At 59.4% G+C, this 19,317-nt stretch carries 14 protein-coding genes and 1 rRNA gene; 10 read left to right on the forward strand and 5 right to left on the reverse strand.

Annotation, left to right across the window (positions count from 1 at the left end; translation table 11 throughout):
- Window positions 1–122: 122 nt before the first annotated feature.
- Window positions 123–461, forward strand: coding sequence for a hypothetical protein (locus tag KW837_RS28110; RefSeq protein ID WP_018930300.1), 339 nt, complete (start codon window positions 123–125; stop codon window positions 459–461).
- 156 nt (window positions 462–617) lie between these two features.
- On the opposite strand, the gene KW837_RS28115 is transcribed toward KW837_RS28110, so the two are convergent.
- The 3 genes from KW837_RS28115 to lapG all read right to left on the reverse strand — a co-directional run bounded on the left by KW837_RS28115 (window position 618) and on the right by lapG (window position 4,024).
- Window positions 618–890, reverse strand: a complete 273-nt coding sequence (locus tag KW837_RS28115) for a DUF6124 family protein (protein WP_218399319.1) — start codon at window positions 888–890, stop codon at window positions 618–620.
- 480 nt (window positions 891–1,370) lie between these two features.
- Window positions 1,371–3,317: a cyclic di-GMP receptor LapD gene (lapD, locus tag KW837_RS28120; protein WP_218399320.1), complete on the reverse strand. Its 1,947-nt coding sequence runs from the start codon at window positions 3,315–3,317 to the stop codon at window positions 1,371–1,373.
- A 14-nt stretch (window positions 3,318–3,331) separates the two neighbouring features.
- Window positions 3,332–4,024 (reverse strand): cysteine protease LapG, encoded by a 693-nt coding sequence (gene lapG / locus KW837_RS28125; protein WP_008076522.1) that lies wholly within the window; start codon window positions 4,022–4,024, stop codon window positions 3,332–3,334.
- Between the two features lie 199 nt (window positions 4,025–4,223).
- Between lapG and KW837_RS28130 the strand changes: the two genes are divergently transcribed.
- The 5 genes from KW837_RS28130 to KW837_RS28150 all read left to right on the forward strand — a co-directional run bounded on the left by KW837_RS28130 (window position 4,224) and on the right by KW837_RS28150 (window position 11,252).
- On the forward strand, window positions 4,224–4,916 hold the full coding sequence (locus KW837_RS28130) for a GntR family transcriptional regulator (RefSeq protein ID WP_218399321.1): 693 nt from the start codon (window positions 4,224–4,226) through the stop codon (window positions 4,914–4,916).
- A gap of 685 nt (window positions 4,917–5,601) precedes the next feature.
- Window positions 5,602–6,378, forward strand: a complete 777-nt coding sequence (locus tag KW837_RS28135; RefSeq protein WP_218399322.1) for a DUF3050 domain-containing protein — start codon at window positions 5,602–5,604, stop codon at window positions 6,376–6,378.
- Window positions 6,375–7,307 (forward strand): diiron oxygenase, encoded by a 933-nt coding sequence (locus KW837_RS28140; protein ID WP_192346389.1) that lies wholly within the window; start codon window positions 6,375–6,377, stop codon window positions 7,305–7,307. Before KW837_RS28135 ends, KW837_RS28140 begins: the two co-directional genes overlap by 4 nt.
- 10 nt (window positions 7,308–7,317) lie before the next feature.
- Complete coding sequence (locus KW837_RS28145; protein ID WP_218399323.1) at window positions 7,318–10,752, forward strand: non-ribosomal peptide synthetase; 3,435 nt, start codon at window positions 7,318–7,320, stop codon at window positions 10,750–10,752.
- A gap of 29 nt (window positions 10,753–10,781) precedes the next feature.
- Complete coding sequence (locus KW837_RS28150; protein WP_218399324.1) at window positions 10,782–11,252, forward strand: SRPBCC family protein; 471 nt, start codon at window positions 10,782–10,784, stop codon at window positions 11,250–11,252.
- A gap of 145 nt (window positions 11,253–11,397) precedes the next feature.
- On the opposite strand, the gene KW837_RS28155 is transcribed toward KW837_RS28150, so the two are convergent.
- Entirely contained in the window at window positions 11,398–13,278 is a 1,881-nt protein-coding gene (locus KW837_RS28155) for a methyl-accepting chemotaxis protein (protein ID WP_218399325.1), read from the reverse strand.
- A 301-nt stretch (window positions 13,279–13,579) separates the two neighbouring features.
- On the opposite strand from KW837_RS28155, the gene KW837_RS28160 reads away from it, so the two are divergent.
- The 4 genes from KW837_RS28160 to KW837_RS28175 all read left to right on the forward strand — a co-directional run bounded on the left by KW837_RS28160 (window position 13,580) and on the right by KW837_RS28175 (window position 18,950).
- Window positions 13,580–14,080 carry a sigma-70 family RNA polymerase sigma factor gene (locus KW837_RS28160; protein ID WP_008005709.1) on the forward strand — a complete coding sequence of 167 codons (501 nt, stop codon included), beginning with the start codon at window positions 13,580–13,582 and terminating at the stop codon, window positions 14,078–14,080.
- On the forward strand, window positions 14,080–15,093 hold the full coding sequence (locus KW837_RS28165) for a FecR domain-containing protein (RefSeq protein ID WP_218399326.1): 1,014 nt from the start codon (window positions 14,080–14,082) through the stop codon (window positions 15,091–15,093). Before KW837_RS28160 ends, KW837_RS28165 begins: the two co-directional genes overlap by 1 nt.
- Before the next feature lie 88 nt (window positions 15,094–15,181).
- Window positions 15,182–17,683 (forward strand): TonB-dependent siderophore receptor, encoded by a 2,502-nt coding sequence (locus KW837_RS28170; RefSeq protein ID WP_218399327.1) that lies wholly within the window; start codon window positions 15,182–15,184, stop codon window positions 17,681–17,683.
- A 70-nt stretch (window positions 17,684–17,753) separates the two neighbouring features.
- Window positions 17,754–18,950: a PepSY domain-containing protein gene (locus KW837_RS28175; protein WP_218399328.1), complete on the forward strand. Its 1,197-nt coding sequence runs from the start codon at window positions 17,754–17,756 to the stop codon at window positions 18,948–18,950.
- Window positions 18,951–19,015: 65 nt separating this feature from the next.
- On the opposite strand, the gene rrf is transcribed toward KW837_RS28175, so the two are convergent.
- Window positions 19,016–19,131 (reverse strand): 5S ribosomal RNA (gene rrf, locus KW837_RS28180).
- Between the last annotated feature and the right edge of the window lie 186 nt (window positions 19,132–19,317).

Genomic DNA, 19,317 nt, shown 5'->3' on the forward strand with positions numbered 1-19,317 from the left:
CGGGCGGCCGTCACGTTTGCGCCCACCTCACGGGTGACGATTTCGTCGTCGCACCGCATACTCGACTGCGTTGGCCTATGCTGCTGACAGCACGACGCTGGTCCATTTCCGAGGGATGCTCAATGTTTTACGTGCAACGCGATGCGCAAGGTCAGTTAGTGCGCGTGGAAGCCACGGCCTACGCCGAGGCCACGGAAACGCTGCCGGCCGACCACCATGAAATCCAGGCCTGGTTTGCCCACGAAGTGGTTGAGACCAGCCTCAAGCAGCTCAAGCAGAGCGACCTGGAAATGATCCGGGTACTCGACGACTTGATTCAGGTATTGACCCAAAAAGGCGTAATCCGCGTCACCGACCTGCCGCCGGCTGCGCAAGCCAAGCTGATGGACCGGACCCAGGCCCGTGAAGCGTTGGGCGGGTTGAGTCAATTGATCGATGATGATGAGACGGGGTTGATCTAACGCCCCGCCTTCATTGTTGTTTGTGCTGACGCCTTCGCGGGCAAGCCTCGCTCCTACAGAGTCGTGTTTGTCCACGCGATGGTGCGTTGTCATCCGTCCTGTAGGAGCGAGGCTTGCCCGCGAAGGCGATCTTCAACTCACCACCGTTCCAACCTGCTAAACCTCGGCCCGAGCCTGCATCTGCGGCGATTCAAGGTGATCCAGCGCCCGTTCCACCAATAACTGCACACCATCGGCCAAACGGCTAAGCGCCAGGGCGACTGAACGCCGTGAACCTTCCACATCGTCCGCCAGGTCGGCGGCGATGGCGCTGATGGACAGCAAGTCTTCGGAGGCGTTGGCCAGAAGGGCTTCGGTGTCGATGTCGGGGGAGACGGTGAAGAGGCGGCCTTTGCGGGGCTCAGGCGGATTGGGAGTTACTTTGAACATAAGAAATACCCTAAACAGTAAGTTGGAGCCGTCACCGTTCGCTTGCACGCGAATAGGGTGGCGGCCGTGCGCAGGTGTGCAAGACCGGGACTGTTTAGGACACCCAGCAGATCCGAGGATCTCCTGCGCGCAGCCGCCATAAAGCAGTGAACATCGAAATGCTCATTGAGAGGAATGGCAGCACGCTACCTAAACAGTTTGGTCGGACTTGCACGTCCGTGTCACCGATTATTCAGTGACAAAGCCAGACTAGCCTTGGACTTTGGCCAAAACAAGTTCACCAACACCGCTACAACTTGAAGGAAATCTCCTAGGAATTTGCTATCAGATCTTTTCCGGTGCCTGTGCTGACGCCTTCGCGAGCAAGCCCGCTCCCACAGTTGATCGGGGCTAACCGCAGGATTGTGGTATGACACAAGTCCAATGTGGGAGCGGGCTTGCTCGCGAAGACGGACTGACTGACACCTCTGCACCAAAACCCTACTGCCAAGGCTTCGGCTCACCAAAGAGTTGCCCCTGAACCCCATACAACCCCATCTCACGAATCACCGCCAACTCCCCTTCGGTCTCGACCCGCTCGGCAATCAGCGGCAAATCAATGCTGTGCGCCGCCCGCTGAATCGCCTCGATGAACAGACGCTTGTCGCTCTCCTGATCAATCGCCCGGATGTAACTGCCGTCGATCTTCAGATACGCCAACCCCAACCGCGCCAAATTGCCGATCATGCTGAAACGTCCACCAAAACGCTGCAGACTCAACGAGAACCCAAGCTCGCGCAGACGCCGCGTCAGCTGTTCCAACACCGCTTGCTCGGGCAATTGCTCTTCGCCGATTTCCAGGGTCAGTCGTTCCCCGAGATTCGAATGCTGACGCAGAATATCGAACACTTTGTTCAGCGCCTGCGGATCCGCCAGTGTCGCCGAAGACAGGTTCAGCGCCAGCGACTCGTCATGCTCGGCCATCTGTTCAAGCACCAGTTCCAGCATCAAACGGTCCAGCCGCGCGGTCCAGCCGAAACGCTCGAGCCAGGGCAAGAAACGCCCGGCGGGAATGGTCTGACCTTGCTCGTCGAGCAGACGCGACAGCACTTTGTAATGCAGCACCACCTGCGTGTCGTGGCTGGCCACCACCGGCTGGAAGTACAGCTCGAAACGCTGCTGATCCAACGCCTGATCGAGCAAGGTGTGCCAGGCATGGTGGTCATCGCCAACCCGGGCCGATGCACTGTGATCGAGGCACGCCCAGCTCGGTTCGCCCTGACTTTCCGCCTGGGCCAGTGCCTGATCCGCCAACCCGATCACTGCTTGCGGCGAGTCGCCATGGGCAAACGGCGCCAGCCCGATCGAGGCTACCGAAGCGACGTCCGTGGCGCCCGTCGCATGCAGGCTCGCCAAGGCGCTGTCGAGGTTACTCGCCAGTTGCCGCGCTTCTTCGCGCACCAGCCCCGGCGCCAGCACGGCGAATTCACCGCCACGAATGCGCGTGACGAGGTTCTGGGTTTCCGGGTACCTGGCGCACTCACGGGACAACTGCTCGCCCACCGCTTTCAACAATTCATCGGTACGCTGACCGCCCAGCCGCTGGTTCAAACCAGCCAGGTCCTTGACCCGCAGCAGCAGCAAATAGCCGGAACTGGCCTGCTCGGCATTGCTTACTCGTGCGTTCAATTGCATTTCGAAATAGCGCCGGTTGGCCAGGCCGGTCAGGTTGTCCTGATAGGACTCGGCCCGCAGTTTTTCACTGCGTTCAGCCTGTTCCTGGAACAGCGCCTTGAGCTTCTCAACCATCTGGTTCATGGCCTGCACCACCCGCCGCAGTTCCGGGGTGCGCGGCAGTTCCGGCAGGCTGAGGAATTCGCGGCGAGCAATGGCGTGGGATTGCTTGACCATGTAATCGAGAGGCTTCAGTTGCCGGCGCAGCAACAGCGCGCCCAACACCGCACTCACCGCGCCGCAGATCAGCAGCCAGCCGAGGCTGCCTAACGCGCTCTGCCACAACTTGGCCAACGCAAACATCGGATGGCTGACCACCTCGACCCGCGCGGCCTGCTCCCAGCCACGGCTGACAAGCGCGTCGCCACCGGCCGGTTCCAGGCCGATCAGTTTGACGAACCAGTCCGGCACGTTAGTGACCGCCGGGATGCCGCTGCGCTCGACAATTGTCTTGTCATTGGTCAGATCGACCACACGGATGCTCGCGTAATAACCGCTGTCGAAGATCGAACTGACCAGCAGCTCGACCATCGCCGGGTCATCGATGTTCGGCGTCAGGGACAGCGCCAATGCTGTCGCGGCATCCTGGGCATGAGAGCGCAACTGGTTGACGTACTGGGTACGCGAGCTTTCCAGACTGACCATGAAGCTGCCGGTGAAGGCGACCACCAGGAACAGACAGATAGCGATCAACAGCTGTTTGAACAAGGACATCTGAGCGCGTGCTCCTAGTTAGTCGTCTCGACCGGAAAACCTTCGGCCTGCATTTTCTTCAACACATCCTGCCAGCGGGACAGGCGTTTGGTGTCTCCGACCTTTTTGTTGCCCTTGGCACCCGGCAACCACAACCCTTCGGCATTGAAAGAGTAGACCGGCAGCAAATCGGTTCGCTGGCTGGCGGGCTTGATTGCGTCGATCAGGCTGTCGAGCACCAAAGGCATGGCCTCGGGGCTCGAATAGTAGGTCAGCACCATGTGCGCGCGGTTCAGGCGCAAAGCCTTGACGTAGGTGATGCGCAGCTTGTCACTGGAGACACCGAGATGGCGCAGGCTGAAATACTTGGCGATAGCGTAGTCTTCGCAGTCGCCAGCGCCTTTCCATAAGCCTTCGATCGGCGTTTCCCAATAATCGACCTCGTGCCACAGGTCGATATCTTCTTCGTAGCGCATCTGCTTGTTGAAGAACCGGTTGACCACGTTGAGCTGTTCCAGCTCGCCAATCTGCTTCTGCGTGGCCAGCAATTGCTGCCAGGCATCGATGCGCTGCTGCCCTTCACCCAAAGGCCCGTACAACGCCTGCGCGCGACGGCTGATCAGCGAAAAATCCCAATCGGCATGCAGCCCGCCCAGCATGGCGCCGGCCAGCAGCAGTGCGCAGCCTAGCCAGCGCAAAGTCCGAGGGATCGCGAAACGTACCGCCAATGCGAGGCATCCAGGGTAGGCAGGTGGAAGTCGGTTGATGGTGCAGGTTAGCCCGGTAAAAAACAATGGCACGGTGAGATCACCGTCGGCACGCTAGACTTTAAGGTAATGCGATCTTTTGCCCGTTTGACAACCTGTCAGCCAGTCACTAGGGTCCATTTGGATCCAGAATTTATCAGCCAATCAGGGTGCGTTTGTTGTGACACAGAAGCCTAGCCCTCTCAGCAGTATCAAGGTCAACGGGCCGATTCCCGCTCATCTGGCACGCTCGGTGATCGAAGAAACCCTGCGCGCGGCCATCCTGGACGGACGCCTGCCGCGCAGTACCGCCCTGCGCCAGCAGGAACTGGCGGACCTGTTCGGCGTAAGCCGCATGCCGGTGCGCGAGGCATTGCGCCAGTTGGAGGCGCAATCACTGCTTAATGTGGTCCCGCACAAAGGCGCCGTGGTGGCCCCGCTGATCGACAACGATGCGGTCGAGACCTACTCCTTGCGCTCGGTGCTGGAGTCATTCGCTTTGCGCCTGTCCATTCCCCTGCTCGATGACAGCGACCTGGCGCGGGCAGCCCAATATATCGAGCAACTGGAAGCGCAAACCGATTACTCCGAGATCGGCAAGCTCAATCGGCTGTTTCACATGTCGCTTTACCACAAGGCACCTAACCGCAAGCTTCTGGGCCTGATCGAACGCGAGCTCAATGAAGAAGAGCGCTTCCTGCGCTTTCATCTGTCGTCCATGGGGCTGGGTAAACTCACCCAAGACGACCATCGCGCACTGCTCGAGGCCGCGAGGGCCAAAGACATCGATAAAGCGGTTGCCTTGCTGGAGCAGCATCTGGAGAAAGCCTCCGCCACCATGCGGCGGTATCTGGATCAACAGCTCAAACGTTAATCGCTCGCCGGCGACCTGGCCGGCGTATCACTTCCTTACATATTCCCCCTCTCCATCTCCGCTCTTGCCTGGCGCGGCGAAGCCGTGCGCGCAACCGGTCGCCGCCATCAGTTCAATGGCACTGCCATTGATTTAGGCTCACTCTTGCGTTTATCGATTCAAACAGACCAAAAGAAGTCAGCGCCTGACAGAAAACCAGGCGAATCGAAGCTAATACGCAAGGAGCGGCGCCAACAGGCGGGATAATCGGAAGTCCGACCGATGTCCCGCCCATAAAACATCAAATCTTGATTCCCTGTTCCCTGAAGTGCTCTGAGTGAGGTATTCACTCAACCTATTCAATTCTGATGAATATAAATCGGAAGGAGCCACTTCGCCTAAATAAAACTTATATTAAAAGTTTTATAAGGCCACTTCATGCCCAATAAACTGCCCACTTCAAATAATTAAAATTTTGCTTGCCGCCTACTTGTTTCGTGTATTAGTTTTTTCTTCGTCGAGCCGTTATCGACCGCTCCTGCTTCCGTCAAAGCTCCACCAGGCAACACCTGCAAGGCCGGCACGGGCATTCAGAGCGAATATTTAAACAACTTTGGCATTCCATGGATTTCGGTTCAGGCGCCCGCTCGTCTTTATAAAAAAGCGGGTGAGCTTGCCGCCAAACAACATCGATGAGGACGTTCATATGCAGCCCACTAAAGAACAACTTTTTCTGAAAAAACGCGAACTTGGTCAACACCCTGTTTTTTCCGAAATAACATCAATTAACTTATTGCGCCGTTTTATGGAAAGCCATGTTTTCGCCGTGTGGGACTTCATGTCGCTGACCAAACGGCTGCAACGTGAACTCACTTGTGTCCATCTGCCCTGGCTGCCGCCGGCGGACCCGCAGGCTGCACGCCTGATCAACGAAATCGTGCTGGGCGAGGAGTCGGATGACCGCCCCGGGGCAGGGTTTTGCAGTCACTTCGAATTGTATCTGGACGCCATGCGTGAAGTCGGCGCGGACACCCGGGCCATTGAGCGATTCATCGCGTTGCAACAGGAGGGCGTTAGCCCCGAGACCGCGCTGGACAGTGTCGAGGTTGAACCGGCGGCGGCCCGGTTCGTTCGCCAGACCCTGCACACCGCCCTGCACGCCCCAGCGCACAGCGTGGCTGCTGCGTTTGTGCATGGTCGCGAGAGCGTCATTCCGCAGATGTTCCAGCGCATGCTGGATGCCTGGGGCATTGGCCTGGATCAAGCCCCGACGTTTCGTTACTACCTGCAACGGCACATCGAAGTCGATTCCGAAGACCACGGCCCGGCGGCGGAAAAACTGCTGGCACGGCTGATCGATGGCGACCCGCAGCGCGAAACCGAAGTTCTGGCCGCCGCGCTCGCCGCTGTCCAAAGCCGCGCCGCCCTGTGGGACGGCCTGCGCCAGAGCATGGCCCAACCGGTTGCGCAGGTGACGCCATGAACGCCGTCCACTACCAATCCTTCGCTGACGCCTGGGAAAGCCGCGCCACGATCCGCACCCGGCCACGGCGCCGGCTCGAAGACGACGACAAACTGATCTTCCCCATGAGCCGCCAACCCCTGGTCCATAGCCAGACCTTTCTCAGCCACTGCCCGCAGCTGCGCGACTTTGTGCTGGTGCAGAGCCTCTACAAGTTCATCAACGACGTGGTGATTTTCGAGACCGAGCTGGTGGACAACACCGCCCGCCGCATCGCCAAGAACAGCTTCGGCATTGAGTTCCCGTTCGCCTGCCGCTACGACGCGATGACGGTCGTGGTAGACGAGGATTACCACGCACTGGTGGCGATGGATTTCATGCAGCAGACCATCGACATGACCGGTATCGCACCGATCCCGTTGCCCATGCAGATCGAACTCAGCCGCGCGATACCGGCGACGCTGGCCCAGGCACCGAAGCACCTGCTCAGCGCCGTAGAGCTGATCTGCATCGCCATTGCCGAAAACACCGTGACCAATGAAGTGGCGGCCTTCGCCCGGGACGATTCGGTCAAGGCTTCGATCAAGGGTTTGATGGCCGACCACCTTATGGATGAGGGACGTCACGCCGGCTTCTGGACACGACTGGTGCAGATGTACTGGCGCACCGCCCCCGAAGAGGACCGCCATGCGATAGCGCGATTGATGCCGGGTTTCATCGCCCAGTATCTGGCGAGCGATCTGCAGCAGGCGTTCGATTTCGAGCTGATCGCTCACCTGCCCGTCGATGAATCGGTACGCCAGTCGCTGTGTGAAGACGCCAGTGCGCTGGCCTACCCCATCAACCGATTTCATCCGCTGGTGGGCAACATCACGCGCTTCTTTCGCAGCAGTTCGATGCTCGCCTCCCCCTGCGTGCGCGACGCCCTGGCCGACTACCTGACCCCCTGAGGATCCGTCCATGAGACGCCTTGAAATTGCAGTGTCTGGCAGCAGCCAGGCAATGGCCGAACTGGCCCTTGAACTTGAACTGCACGGCCATGGTGTCGTGCGTATTGAATCGCCGGGCAGTCACGGCCCGGTGGATTTGTTGATCGACGACGGAACGGCGCCGTGCGACGGCGTCCAGGCCCGGTCTCGCCTGGAGGTCCGCGTGGCACTTGATGCCCTGCCGGATGAGGTGTTGCCGCAGCCGGTGGTGGTTTTTCGCGACGGTGCGCAGCGACTGTTATTGCGGCAGGTTATCGCTCCTGAAAGCGGCGGCAACGGCCAGTCGCTGCGCCTGTGCACACTGGCAGTGGTAGTCGAAAGCGGCGCACGGCTGGTCAGTCAGCTCTCTCGGGATGAGGCCTGTTTCGATCATTGGCCCACGGCGGAGGTCGGCGCTGCCGAGTCACTATTGCATGGGCTTGATGCACTGGAGATGCTGGCCTTCGAACACCGCCTCAATGCGCCTGCGGTGCCGTGGCTGCTGGCCGCCGCCCAAGTGCCGGTGATGCACAGCATTGAGCAGCGCATGCTCGATGACGCAACGCGGCCGGCCTTATGGGTCGAGGACTCGCTTGTCCACTACAAGGCCTTGCGCAGCCTGGCGTTGAGCTTGCAACAACCGATGCTGGACATGCTGCGCCATCGCGGCGTAACCGACCGCCCGGTGGTGATCGGCGTGTGCCTGCCCAAGTCGCCGCAGCTGTACGCGGCGATTCTGGCGGTGCTGGGTTGCGGCGCGGTGTACCTGCCGCTGGACCCGCAGCATCCGGCGCAACGTCGGCGCTTCATTCTGGAAAACGCCAACGCAGACCTGCTGTTGCACGACGGCGCCAGCGAGTTGGGCGACGTCTCGCTGCCGATGCTGGACATTCGCCGTCTGCCTTCGCCCAAACCCGGCCTCCCGGCCTCGCTGATCCGCCGCACAGTGAACATCGACGAACCGGCCGTGGCGATCTACACCTCCGGTACCACCGGCCAGCCCAAAGGTGTGTTGCTCAGCCATCGCAACCTCAGCCATTTCTGTGCCTGGTACGCCGACCATGTCGGGTTACAGCGCAGCAGTCGGTCGTTGCAGTTTTCCACCATCAATTTCGACGCGTCGCTGCTGGATATCCTGCCGACCTTTATCCAAGGCGCGCGACTGGTGGTGCCCAGCGACGACCAGCGCCGCGATCCACAGCAATTGGTCGAGTTGATTGGCGGGCAGCAAGTGACCCACGCCTTCCTGCCACCGGCGCTGCTGAGCGTCATGCCGCTGCAAGCACCGCTGGGCCTTGAGCACTTGATTACCGGTGGCGATGTCTGCGAGCCGTTCGTGATCGCGCAGCTCGCACCGCAATGCCGATTCCACAATATTTATGGCCCGACCGAAACCACGGTGTTGGCCACCACGCGGCAATTTTGCGTCGGCGATAGCAATCGCAACCTCGGCATCCCCATCGCCAATGGCCGGGTGTTGATTCTGGATGAGCAACTGCAACCAGTGCCTCAAGGCACACCCGGCGAGTTGTATATCGCCGGGCCGGGTGTCGGCCTGGGTTATCTGAACGACCCGGCGCTGACGGCGGCGCGCTACCTCAACCTGACACTGCCCAACGGGCAGGCGTTGCGGGTTTATCGCACCGGCGATATCGGCCAGTGGGCCGACGACGGGATCGAGCTGAGTGGCCGTCGTGATAACCAGGTGAAGATCCGGGGCTTTCGGGTAGAGCCCGAGGAAATCGAGCATTGCCTGCGCGAAAGCCAGCTGTTTCGTCAGGTGGCAGTGGTGGTCGATGAACGACGGCGGATCCTGGCGTACCTGGTTCATCCCAGGGAAGAGCAGCCCGGCACCGCCCTCTCGGCCTTGCGCGAGCATGTGCAAAACACGCTGCCCGGTTACATGCACCCCGGCGCCTACATTGAACTGCCACGCCTGCCTTACACCAGTAACGGCAAGGTCGATCGACGGGCTCTGCTCGCGACCTCGGGACAGGTCCAGGTCGCCAGTCAGCGGCGCCAGCCGCAGACCCCGTTGCAGATGCAGTTGCGCCAGCTGTGGTCCGAGTTGCTTGAGCTGCCGGTCGAGGACATTGCCACCGACGAGAGCTTCTTCAACCTGGGCGGGCATTCGATTCTGCTGTCGCAGCTGCTGCTGAGCATCCGCCAGGTGTTCGGTCGCAGCCTGTCGATCAATCGCTTCATCGAAGCGCCTACGTTGCTGACCCTCGCCAAGCTGCTCGATGGCCCCGAGCAAAGCGCAGCTTCGACGCTCAGCCCCCAGGCCTTCATCGATGCCGAAGCCGAACTCAACCTCGATCCGCTGCCGGTCAGCCAGTGCGGTGATGTGCATAAAGTGCTGGTGACCGGCGCCAACAGCTTTCTCGGGGTACACATCGTCGAGGCTTTGCTGGCCTGGGGCGCCACCGAGGTCGCGTGCCTGGTGCGTGAGTCCGGCGGACAAACCGCGGCCGAACGCTTCGCCCAGGCCCTGCGGGATAACCGTCTCACCCATCTGGACCTGAGCCGGGTCAGCGTTTACGCCGCCGACATCACCCAACCGCAATTGGGTTTGCCGGACGACGTTTACGCACGCATCGACCGCACCTTCGGCGCGCTGGTGCACAACGCCGCCAACGTCAATCACGTCCTCGATTACGAGTCGTTGGCGCGGGATAACGTCGAGCCGATTTTCGAGTGCCTGCGCCTGTGTGAAGGGCGCAGCAAGAAGATCTTCAACTTCGTCTCGACACTCTCGGCGTCCAGCACGATTTCCGACGATGGCCGGGTGCTGGAGTTGCCCCCCGCGCAGACACCGCCGATCTACATCAAGAATGGCTACAACCTGTCCAAATGGGTCGGCGAGCGGATCCTCGAACGGGCGCGGGAGCGTGGGGTGCGGGTCAATCTTTATCGCCCCGGCAACATCAGCTTCAACAGCCTCACCGGCGTCTGCCAGCCCCACAAGAATCGCTTGATGCTGATGCTCAAGGGCTCGATCCAGCTCGGCCAGGTGCCGGAACTGGCGCTGAATTTCGACCTGATGCCGGTGGATTTCCTCGCCCGTTTCATCGCCTTCCACGCCAGCCGTTACCAGGCCGAAAAAGCGGTGTTCAACCTGCACAACCCCGAGCCGCTGAGCTGGGATTGCTACGTAGCGTCATTTCGCGAGACCGGTCGGGAATTCGCCATGGTCAGCGTCGCCGACTGGCAGCAGCAACTGAGCCGCGTCGACAGTGACAACGCGCTGTTTGGCGTGCTGGGTTTCTACCTCAACGGCTTCGAAGAAGACATCGGCGACATCTCGATGATCGGCCACGACAACGCCCAGGCCGGCGTGCGGCAGATGGGCGCGCACTACCCGGAAAAATCCCCGGCGCTGCTGCGGCGCGGCTGCGACTACCTCAAAGAAATCAACTTCATCTGATTCACCCTAACCCTGCACGGAGCAAAACCATGAATACTCTGCAACCCGATACCCTGATCAAAAATCCTCACGGCTGCCATGTTGTGTCTTCGGTGGATGTACCGGCCGATGCGGCACAGGTCTGGGCGGTGGTCGGCAACTTTGCCGGCTTCGATCGATTCATTCCAGCGCTGTCGCACATCGAGATGACGGGCGAAGGCGTGTCGTCGCTGCGCAAGAAATTCTTCAAGGACGACAACCACCTGGTGGTCGAGCAGCTCAACTCTCGGGACGACCAGGCAATGAACATGACCTGGACCCTCATCTACAACACCTTGGGCATCGGCAATTTGTGGGCGGCGATGAGGGTGGAATCCATCGGCGCAGGCAAGTCGCGGGCGATCTGGAGCATCATCGCTGAACCGGCTCAGGGCGGTGAGCAAGCCCTGTCGGGATTCAAGGATTTCCTTCAGGGGTTTGCCGATGATGCGATGGGGAATGTGTTGAAGCTGTTTGTGTAGGGTCTTGATGGGGTGGTGATTGAACCACCGCTTTCGCGAGCAAGCCCGCTCCCACATTCGACTGCGTTCCGCCTGGAAGAACTCGGTCAAAATGTGGGAGCGGGCTTGCTCGCGAAGAACGATAACGCGGTAGAGCTGACCTCAATCAGATCTTGAAACTATCAACCAACTGCTTCAACCGATTGGCCTGCTGAGACAACGCATCGCAATCCTTCAATGTTTCATTGAGGTTGGCCACGCTCTGCTGGTTCAACAGGTTGATCTGGTTGACGTCGACGTTGAGGGTTTCCACCACGGCGGTCTGCTCTTCGGTCGCTGCGGCCACCGATTGGTTCATGCCGTCGATTTCGCCGATGCGCTGGGTCACGCTGACCAGTCGCAGGCCGGCCTGGTTCGCCACTTCGACACTCTGCTCGCTGGAGACCTGACTGGCGTTCATGGTGGTCACCGCTTCGCGAGAACCGATCTGCAGCGAGCTGATCATCTTGTGGATCTCTTCCGCCGATTCCTGGGTGCGATGAGCAAGGTTACGCACCTCATCCGCCACCACCGCAAAGCCACGACCGGCCTCACCGGCACGGGCCGCTTCGATGGCCGCGTTAAGCGCCAGCAAATTGGTCTGCTGGGAGATGCCTTTGATCACATCGAGAATGTGGCCGATGTTGTCGGTGCTCGCGTTCAGGGTTTCGATCTGCGTGCAGGACAGGCTGATTTTCTGTGACAGCTCAGTCATGGCCAGGATGGTTTTTTCCACCACCTGACGACCGTCATCGGCCTGCTCGCTCGCGCCGCTGGCGTGTTGCGAAGCATCGGCGGCGTTGCGGGCGATTTCCTGGGTGGCGGCGCCCAATTGGTTGATCGCCGCAGCCACACTGTTGGTGCGCGCGCTTTGTTCGTCGGAGCCGATGATCGAAGCGTTGGACGATGCCATCACCCGTTGCGACAGGTCATGAACCTGGCGGGTCGCCGAGGATACTTCGCAAATCGACGCGTGAATCCGCTCCACAAACTGGTTGAAGGAGCCGCCCAACTCGCCGAACTCGTCTTTGCTTTCTACCACCAGACGCCGGGTCAGATCGCCCTCGCCCTGAGCAATGTCCTGCATCGCACGACCCATCGTGGTCAGCGGACGCATCAGCACGCTGATCAGCAGACTCAGCAGCACTGCAATGGCGGTCACGGCGATGAACATCGCGATCAGCGCCGAGGTGCGGAACTGGCTCAGTGGTGCGTAGGCCTTGGCCTTGTCGATCGACAGACCGATATACCACTCGGCATTTGGCAAACCACTCACCGGCGTGAACGAGAGGATGCGGTCCTGCTTGTTCAGTTCTACTTCCTGATTGCCTTTCCCGATACGGACACTGGAGCCCGGATAGATGTCTTTCAGGTTCTTCATCACCTGATCCTTGTCCGGACTGACGATCACCTGACCGTCGGCGCTGACGAGGAACGCGTGACCGATGCCACCGAAGTCCACCGAGTTGATGATCTTCACCAGGGTTTCGAGACTCAAGTCGCCTCCGACGACGCCCAGCAGTTCGCCTTGCTTTTTCACCGGCATGGCGATGGTCACCACTAACCCACCGACCGCGGCCATGTAAGGCGGGGTCAGCATGGTCTTGTCGGCGACCACGGCTTGTTTGTACCAGGGGCGCTGACGCGGATCGTAGCCGTCCGGCATCTTCGCGTCAGGGCGCTGGGTGAACACACCATTGGCCTGCCCGACGTAAGTGAACTGGAAGTTCGAGGTGAGGGCAGGTTGATCGACCAGCCCCGGCAAATCGGCATTGGCGCCTTGATGAGCGACGTTCTGCGCGAGATTTTCCAGGACCAGCACCCGGCCGCTCATCCAGTTCTGCACGCTGCTGGCGGTCAGCTCGCCAGCTTGCTCAACGGAAGACTCGAGGTTTTGCCGAATGGTGTTTCGCTGCAAATAGTCGTTGTACAAAGTGAACAACGCAAAAGCCAGCACCACGACGCCTGAAGCGGCCAGCAGAATTTTATGGCTGAACTTGAGATTCATTTCATGGGACTTCTTATGCAAAAAGTGGGGATGCGTTCCGGGTTGCAACATTCCATGTAACAGCGCAGACGGCATTTTTGGGCCGCTCTACTTTGGTGCACGCATGTCTCACCAGTCTGTCGGCACGAGCGGGAGAAATCTTAGGGATTTGTATGAAACCCGTCAGATACCCGCCGAACGGCGTGCTAGAGCGCCCAAGTAGGGGTGTTTGCTGACGGTTGCTCGAACGGCAGTTGCAAATTTTCCGACCCTTGATGACAATGCGACTAATTATCATTTGTGACGTCGGGCTGTCGCGTTCATGTCTTCACCTGAGTTTGCAGTACAGGCGCTTTACAGCAGCCATCACGGGTGGCTCAACACGTGGCTACGTGCGCGATTGGGCAATGCAGCCGATGCGGCGGATCTGGCTCAGGACACGTTCGTCCGTCTGCTGCAAAGAACCGAACGCCTGGAGCTCAAGGCCCCCCGCGCCTTTCTACGAACCATCGCCCGCGGCCTGGTGATTGACCATTGGCGCCGTGAGGAAATCGAGCGTGCGTACCTGGAAACCATCGCCCATTTGCCTGAGGCCGAAACCCCGAGCGCCGAGGCGCGGGCATTGGTGCTCGAATTGCTGGAAAGCATCGCCCGCATGCTTGAAGGCCTGAAGCCGAAAGTGCGTCAGGCATTTCTGCTGGCCCAGTGCGAAGGACTTACCCACAAGCAGATCGCCGAACACATGGGCTTATCCCTACGTTCGGTGGAGCGTTATGTGGCCGACGCGCTGTATCACTGCTACGTGCTGCGGTATGAAGCGTGATGCCTGCGGATAACTCAGCGCTGAACCGCCGCGGGGCGCCGCATCAGCAGGTGGTTAAACAAGCCATCTATTGGTTGCTGCGCCTGCGTAACAACGCGACCAATCCCAGACTGCGCCAGCAATGCGACGTCTGGCGGGCGGAACACCATGAACACGAACTGGCCTGGCAACGGGTGCAGTCCCTGCAAGCCGAGTTGAGCAGTAATCTACGCGCGGTGCCCGGCGCTCAAGTCGCTTTCAACACTTTGGAAAACAGCGCACAGGGACTCGGGCGGCGCCAGGCATTGAAGCTGCTGTCGGGCGCGTTATTGATGGGTTCGGCGGCATGGCTGGGCAAGGATGCGATCGGCTGGCAACAATGGACCGCCGACTTCGCCACCGCCACGGGCGAGCGACGCGGTTTCCAGTTACCGGATGGCACGCGCCTGGAGCTCAACACCGCCAGCGCGGTGGATCTGGACTACACCGCGCAGCAGCGCCTGATCAAACTGACCCGCGGCGAGATCGTCGTGACGTGCGGTGGGGCAAGTGAAGGGGTTTCGTTTGATCGACCGTTGCGGGTGCAAAGCCGTCACGGTGTATTCGAAAGTGTGGCGGCACGCTTCATTGTTCGTCAGGACGCCGACTGCACGCGGCTCAGCGTCACCAGCGGCGTCGTCGCAATCCATTCGCCACGGGCCACCGATGGCCTGCCGATTCAGGTGCAGGCCGGGCAGAGTTATCTGATCGATCGGAGTCGAGCGCAGTTGGCACCGCCGCAGGACATGGATGCGGGCGCCTGGGTGGATGGCCTGATCGTCACCCGCAACATGCGCCTCGGGGATTTCATTAATGAAGTCGGACGTTACCGTCCCGGCTATCTGACCTGCGCGGCCGACATTGCCCACTTGCGGCTGTCCGGGGTTTTCCGTCTCGAAGACACCGACAAACTGCTGGCCATCCTGCCGCAAACCCTGGCGGTGCAACTGCGCTATCGCACTCGCTATTGGGTGACGCTGGAGCGGCAGGCCTGAATTATTTTTGGCGGGTTTTCTGAACAAGTCCGGCTTAGTCAGTAAGCACTTCAACTCTGCCTTCAGCGACTTCCTACGGAAACCTACAATGACTGTGCGCGCCATCAGTAAGAACCCTCTCCATTTCGCCGCGGAATCGGGCGTATTGCGCCACGCCATCCGCGCGGCGCTGTTCTCGACCGCATTGGGTGTCGGCCTGATGCCGACACTTGGCGTTGCAGCACAGGGCAGCGAAGCCAGTAGCCACCGCTACAACATCGCCGCCGGCTCCTTGAGCGATGTGCTCAACCAATTCGCGCGTCAGGCGGGCATCACGCTGTCGACGACTCCGGCTCAAACTCAGGGCCTTCAATCGCCGGGATTACAGGGCGACTATTCGGCGGATCAGGCGTTGAGTCATTTGCTCAACGACACAGGGCTTGTGGCCGTCAGTCAGGATGGCAGCAGCTATGTGCTGCGGCCCGTCGCTGAAACCGAAGCCCTGGCGCTGCCCACCACCGACATCAAAGGCTTCGCCCTGGGTAACGCGCTGGGCAGCATGGATGGCTACAACGCAACGCACAGCCAGATCGCCACCAAGACCAGTACCGCGCTGCTGGAAACCTCACAAAGCGTGTCCGTGGTGACCCGCGAGCAAATGGACGACCAAGGCTCGCAAACCGTGTCCCAGGCGATGCGCTACACCCCGGGCGTGCTGACCAACCCTTACGGCGCGACCCACCGTTACGACTACGTGGCGATGCGCGGTTTCAACGACGGCTCGGTGGATAACATCTATCTCGATGGCCTCAAATCCATGGGTGACAGCGGCACCTACAGCACCATGCAGGTAGACCCCTATTTCCTCGAACGAGTCGATATTCTCAAAGGGCCGTCGTCAGTGCTCTACGGTCGCAGTTCGCCGGGCGGACTGGTGGCGTTGACCAGCAAGAAACCGTTGTATGAGCCCTATCATCAGGTCCAGGCCACGGTGGGCACCCAAGGTCAGCGCGGCATGGGTTTCGACTTCAGCGGGCCGGTGGATGATGACAAGCGTATCGCCTATCGCCTGACAGGGTTGGCGGATCAGTCCGACACACAGTTCGACCACAATGAGGAAAAGCGCTTCGCCCTGGCGCCGACGGTGAGCATCGATTTCACCGAAGATACCTCGCTGACGCTGCAAGCCTATCTGCAACACGATCCCGACGGCGGCTATCACGGCGGCGTCCCGGCCGATGGCACGATCCATCAGCGCAACGGCAATCGGATCTCCCCCAACTTCTTCGAAGGCGAGCCGGGCATTGATGGCTTCCAGCGTGATCAACAGTCCTTCGGTTATCAGTTTGAACACCGCTTCAACGACGTCTTCACCGCTCGGCAGAACTTCCGCTATCTCGACTCCAAGGTGAAGATCGATCAGGTTTATGCCTATGGCTGGACCACTCCCACCAGTAACGAGTTGAACCGCTATTACACCGGCGGCGACGAAAAGCTCCACGCCTTTATCGTCGATAACATGCTGCAAGCCGAGTTCTTCACCGGCGCAACCAAACACACCGTGCTGATGGGCGCGGACTACCAGCGGCGCAAGACGGTCGTCGACTGGACCAGTGGCGGTCTTGCGCCGATCGATGCGTTCAATCCGGTGTACGGCAATTCGGCCATCGACTTCTACAGTCCGACCAGCTATCTGCGGCGCCTGGAACAGACTGGCGTCTACCTGCAAGACTTGATCGAGATGGATAAGTGGCGCTTCTCTTTGGGCCTGCGTCAGGACTGGGTTGAAACCTCCGATGAAAATCGGCTGGCTGAAGCGGGACGCCCTGTAGGCACGGAAATCAGTGACGAACGCACCAAGCTGACGGGCCGGGCTGGGGCGCTGTACCTGTTCGATAACGGCATCGCGCCGTATATCAGCTACTCCGAGTCGTTCAACCCGAATTCCTACGCGGACAGCGCCGGCAATCCTCTGGCACCGACCGATGGCACCCAGTGGGAAGTGGGCTTGAAGTACCAGCCGCCAGGCACCGACAACTTGTTCACGGCGTCGCTGTTCCGCATCGATCAGGAAAACCTGGCGACCAAACTGCCGCAGGAAAACTTCTATCGCGCTGTAGGCGCCGTCCGCTCCCAAGGTCTGGAACTGGAAGCGCACATGCAGCTGACCGATAACCTGAAAGTCCTCGGCAGCTACACCTTCACCGACATCGAATATTCGAAGTCGATGATCAGTACGTTGAGCACTGCAACCGACGTGATCGAAAACAAGGGCAACTCGCCGACTCAGGCGCCCCGTCATATGGCCTCAGTGTGGGCGGACTACACGTTCGACAGCGCAGCGCTTGATGGCCTGCGTCTGGGCGGCGGCGTGCGTTATGTCGGCTACAGCTGGGCCGATGCGGAAAACACCCTGAAGGTGCCGTCCTACACGCTGTTCGATGCGTCTGTCGGCTATGACCTGGGCAAGCTGGGCTTGAAGGGCGTGGACGTACGTCTGAATGCTAACAACCTGACCAATGAGTCCTACGTGGCCTCCTGTGCCAGCCTGAACTTCTGCTACCTGGGTGAAGAGCGCAACGTCGCCGCTACCGTGAGCTACCAGTTCTAACGACTCGTTATCCAAAAAAGCCAGCCCCTGAATTCAGGGGCTGGCTTTGTCGTCTCTGCAGGAAAATTCCATGCGTGCATTTCTGGTTTTACTTCATCGCTACATTGGTTTGGCGACTGCGTTGTTTCTGCTGATGGCGGGGCTTACGGGCAGCATCCTGGCGTTCAACCATGAGCTGGATGAGTGGCTCAATCCGGGGTTTTATGCAGCGTCTGCCGAAGGTCAGCGTTTGCCGCCCGGCGCTTTGGTCGACAAGCTGCAAACGGAGCATCCGAGGCTACAAGTCTGGTACATGGAGTACCCGTCAGAACAGGCTCATACCGCATTGCTGGCTGCGGTACCGCGTAATGATCCTGCGACCGGAAAACCTCTTTCCGAGCCCAATCAGGTGTTCTATCTGGACCCGGTCAATGGCGAGCAGAAAGGGCAGCGGTTCTGGGGAGAATGCTGCTTTCAGCGGGAGAACTTCATTCCGTTCATTCTGGAGTTTCACTACAACCTGGTCCTGCCGAATAACTGGGGATTGTTGTTAATGGGACTGGTCGCGATCGCCTGGGTTGTCGATTGTTTCATTGCGCTTTGGCTGACGCTTCCACGTGGGAAACCGTTCTGGAAGAAATGGTCGACGGCCTGGATGATCAAGGGTGGACATGCCTACCGACTGAATTTTGACCTGCATCGGGCGGGTGGGTTGTGGCTTTGGTTGTTGCTGCTACCGATTGCGGTCAGCAGTGTCGCCATGAACCTGCCGAGTCAGGTCTTCAAGCCTGTGGTTTCACTGTTTTCGCCGATTGAGCCGAGCGTTTACGAGGCCCGCGGACGCATGCCTGCTGAGGAGCTGGGAGTTACGCGGCTGAGTTATCAACAGGCTTATGAACGTGCGTTACAGGAAGGGCAAAAGTTAGGGCTGACCGCTGCAATCGGGGAGTTGTATTACAGCTTTGAGTACAACTTTTATGGGGCAGGGTTTGGGCAACATGATACCGAGGCCCATGGAAAGTCCTGGCTGTTCTTCCATGGCACGGACGGGCGTTTACTGGGGCAGGAAATCGCAGGGCAAGGCACCCTGGGAGAGCGTTTTTATCGGCTGCAATTGCCGATACACGGAGGGCGGATCATTGGGCTCACCGGGCAAGTCATGATCGCGGTGCTAGGTGTTTTGATTGCAGTATTGTCAGTGACGGGAATCTATATCTGGTGGCGCAAGTTGCTGGCTCGAAGGAGTAGCAAGGCACGTAAGAGCAGGATGTGCCCCATTCCAGATTGAGGTTTCTATAGCCCAGAAAGACAAAACCCCTGTCTGCATAAGCAGACAGGGGTTTCGGAATTCAATCTTGACGATGACCTACTCTCACATGGGGAAACCCCACACTACCATCGGCGATGCATCGTTTCACTGCTGAGTTCGGGATGGGATCAGGTGGTTCCAATGCTCTATGGTCGTCAAGAAATTCTGTGACCAGCCCGTTACAGCGGTAACGTGCCAGCAAAATCGGTGACTTCTACTAAAACAAAACCCCTACCTGCATACGCAGATAGGGGTTTCGGAATTTAATCTTGACGATGACCTACTCTCACATGGGGAAACCCCACACTACCATCGGCGATGCATCGTTTCACTGCTGAGTTCGGGA

The organism is Pseudomonas sp. PDM24 (assembly GCF_019218905.1).
GTDB lineage: Bacteria > Pseudomonadota > Gammaproteobacteria > Pseudomonadales > Pseudomonadaceae > Aquipseudomonas.

Coding starts and splice junctions, on each gene's coding strand:
- KW837_RS28155 (WP_218399325.1), bottom strand. CDS start 13,278: ATGAATCTCAAGTTCAGCCATAAAATTCTGCTGGCCGCTTCAGGCGTC.
- KW837_RS28135 (WP_218399322.1), top strand. CDS start 5,602: ATGCAGCCCACTAAAGAACAACTTTTTCTGAAAAAACGCGAACTTGGT.
- KW837_RS28110 (WP_018930300.1), top strand. CDS start 123: ATGTTTTACGTGCAACGCGATGCGCAAGGTCAGTTAGTGCGCGTGGAA.
- KW837_RS28170 (WP_218399327.1), top strand. CDS start 15,182: ATGACTGTGCGCGCCATCAGTAAGAACCCTCTCCATTTCGCCGCGGAA.
- KW837_RS28175 (WP_218399328.1), top strand. CDS start 17,754: ATGCGTGCATTTCTGGTTTTACTTCATCGCTACATTGGTTTGGCGACT.
- KW837_RS28140 (WP_192346389.1), top strand. CDS start 6,375: ATGAACGCCGTCCACTACCAATCCTTCGCTGACGCCTGGGAAAGCCGC.
- KW837_RS28115 (WP_218399319.1), bottom strand. CDS start 890: ATGTTCAAAGTAACTCCCAATCCGCCTGAGCCCCGCAAAGGCCGCCTC.
- KW837_RS28165 (WP_218399326.1), top strand. CDS start 14,080: ATGCCTGCGGATAACTCAGCGCTGAACCGCCGCGGGGCGCCGCATCAG.
- KW837_RS28150 (WP_218399324.1), top strand. CDS start 10,782: ATGAATACTCTGCAACCCGATACCCTGATCAAAAATCCTCACGGCTGC.
- lapD (WP_218399320.1), bottom strand. CDS start 3,317: ATGTCCTTGTTCAAACAGCTGTTGATCGCTATCTGTCTGTTCCTGGTG.
- KW837_RS28160 (WP_008005709.1), top strand. CDS start 13,580: ATGTCTTCACCTGAGTTTGCAGTACAGGCGCTTTACAGCAGCCATCAC.
- KW837_RS28145 (WP_218399323.1), top strand. CDS start 7,318: ATGAGACGCCTTGAAATTGCAGTGTCTGGCAGCAGCCAGGCAATGGCC.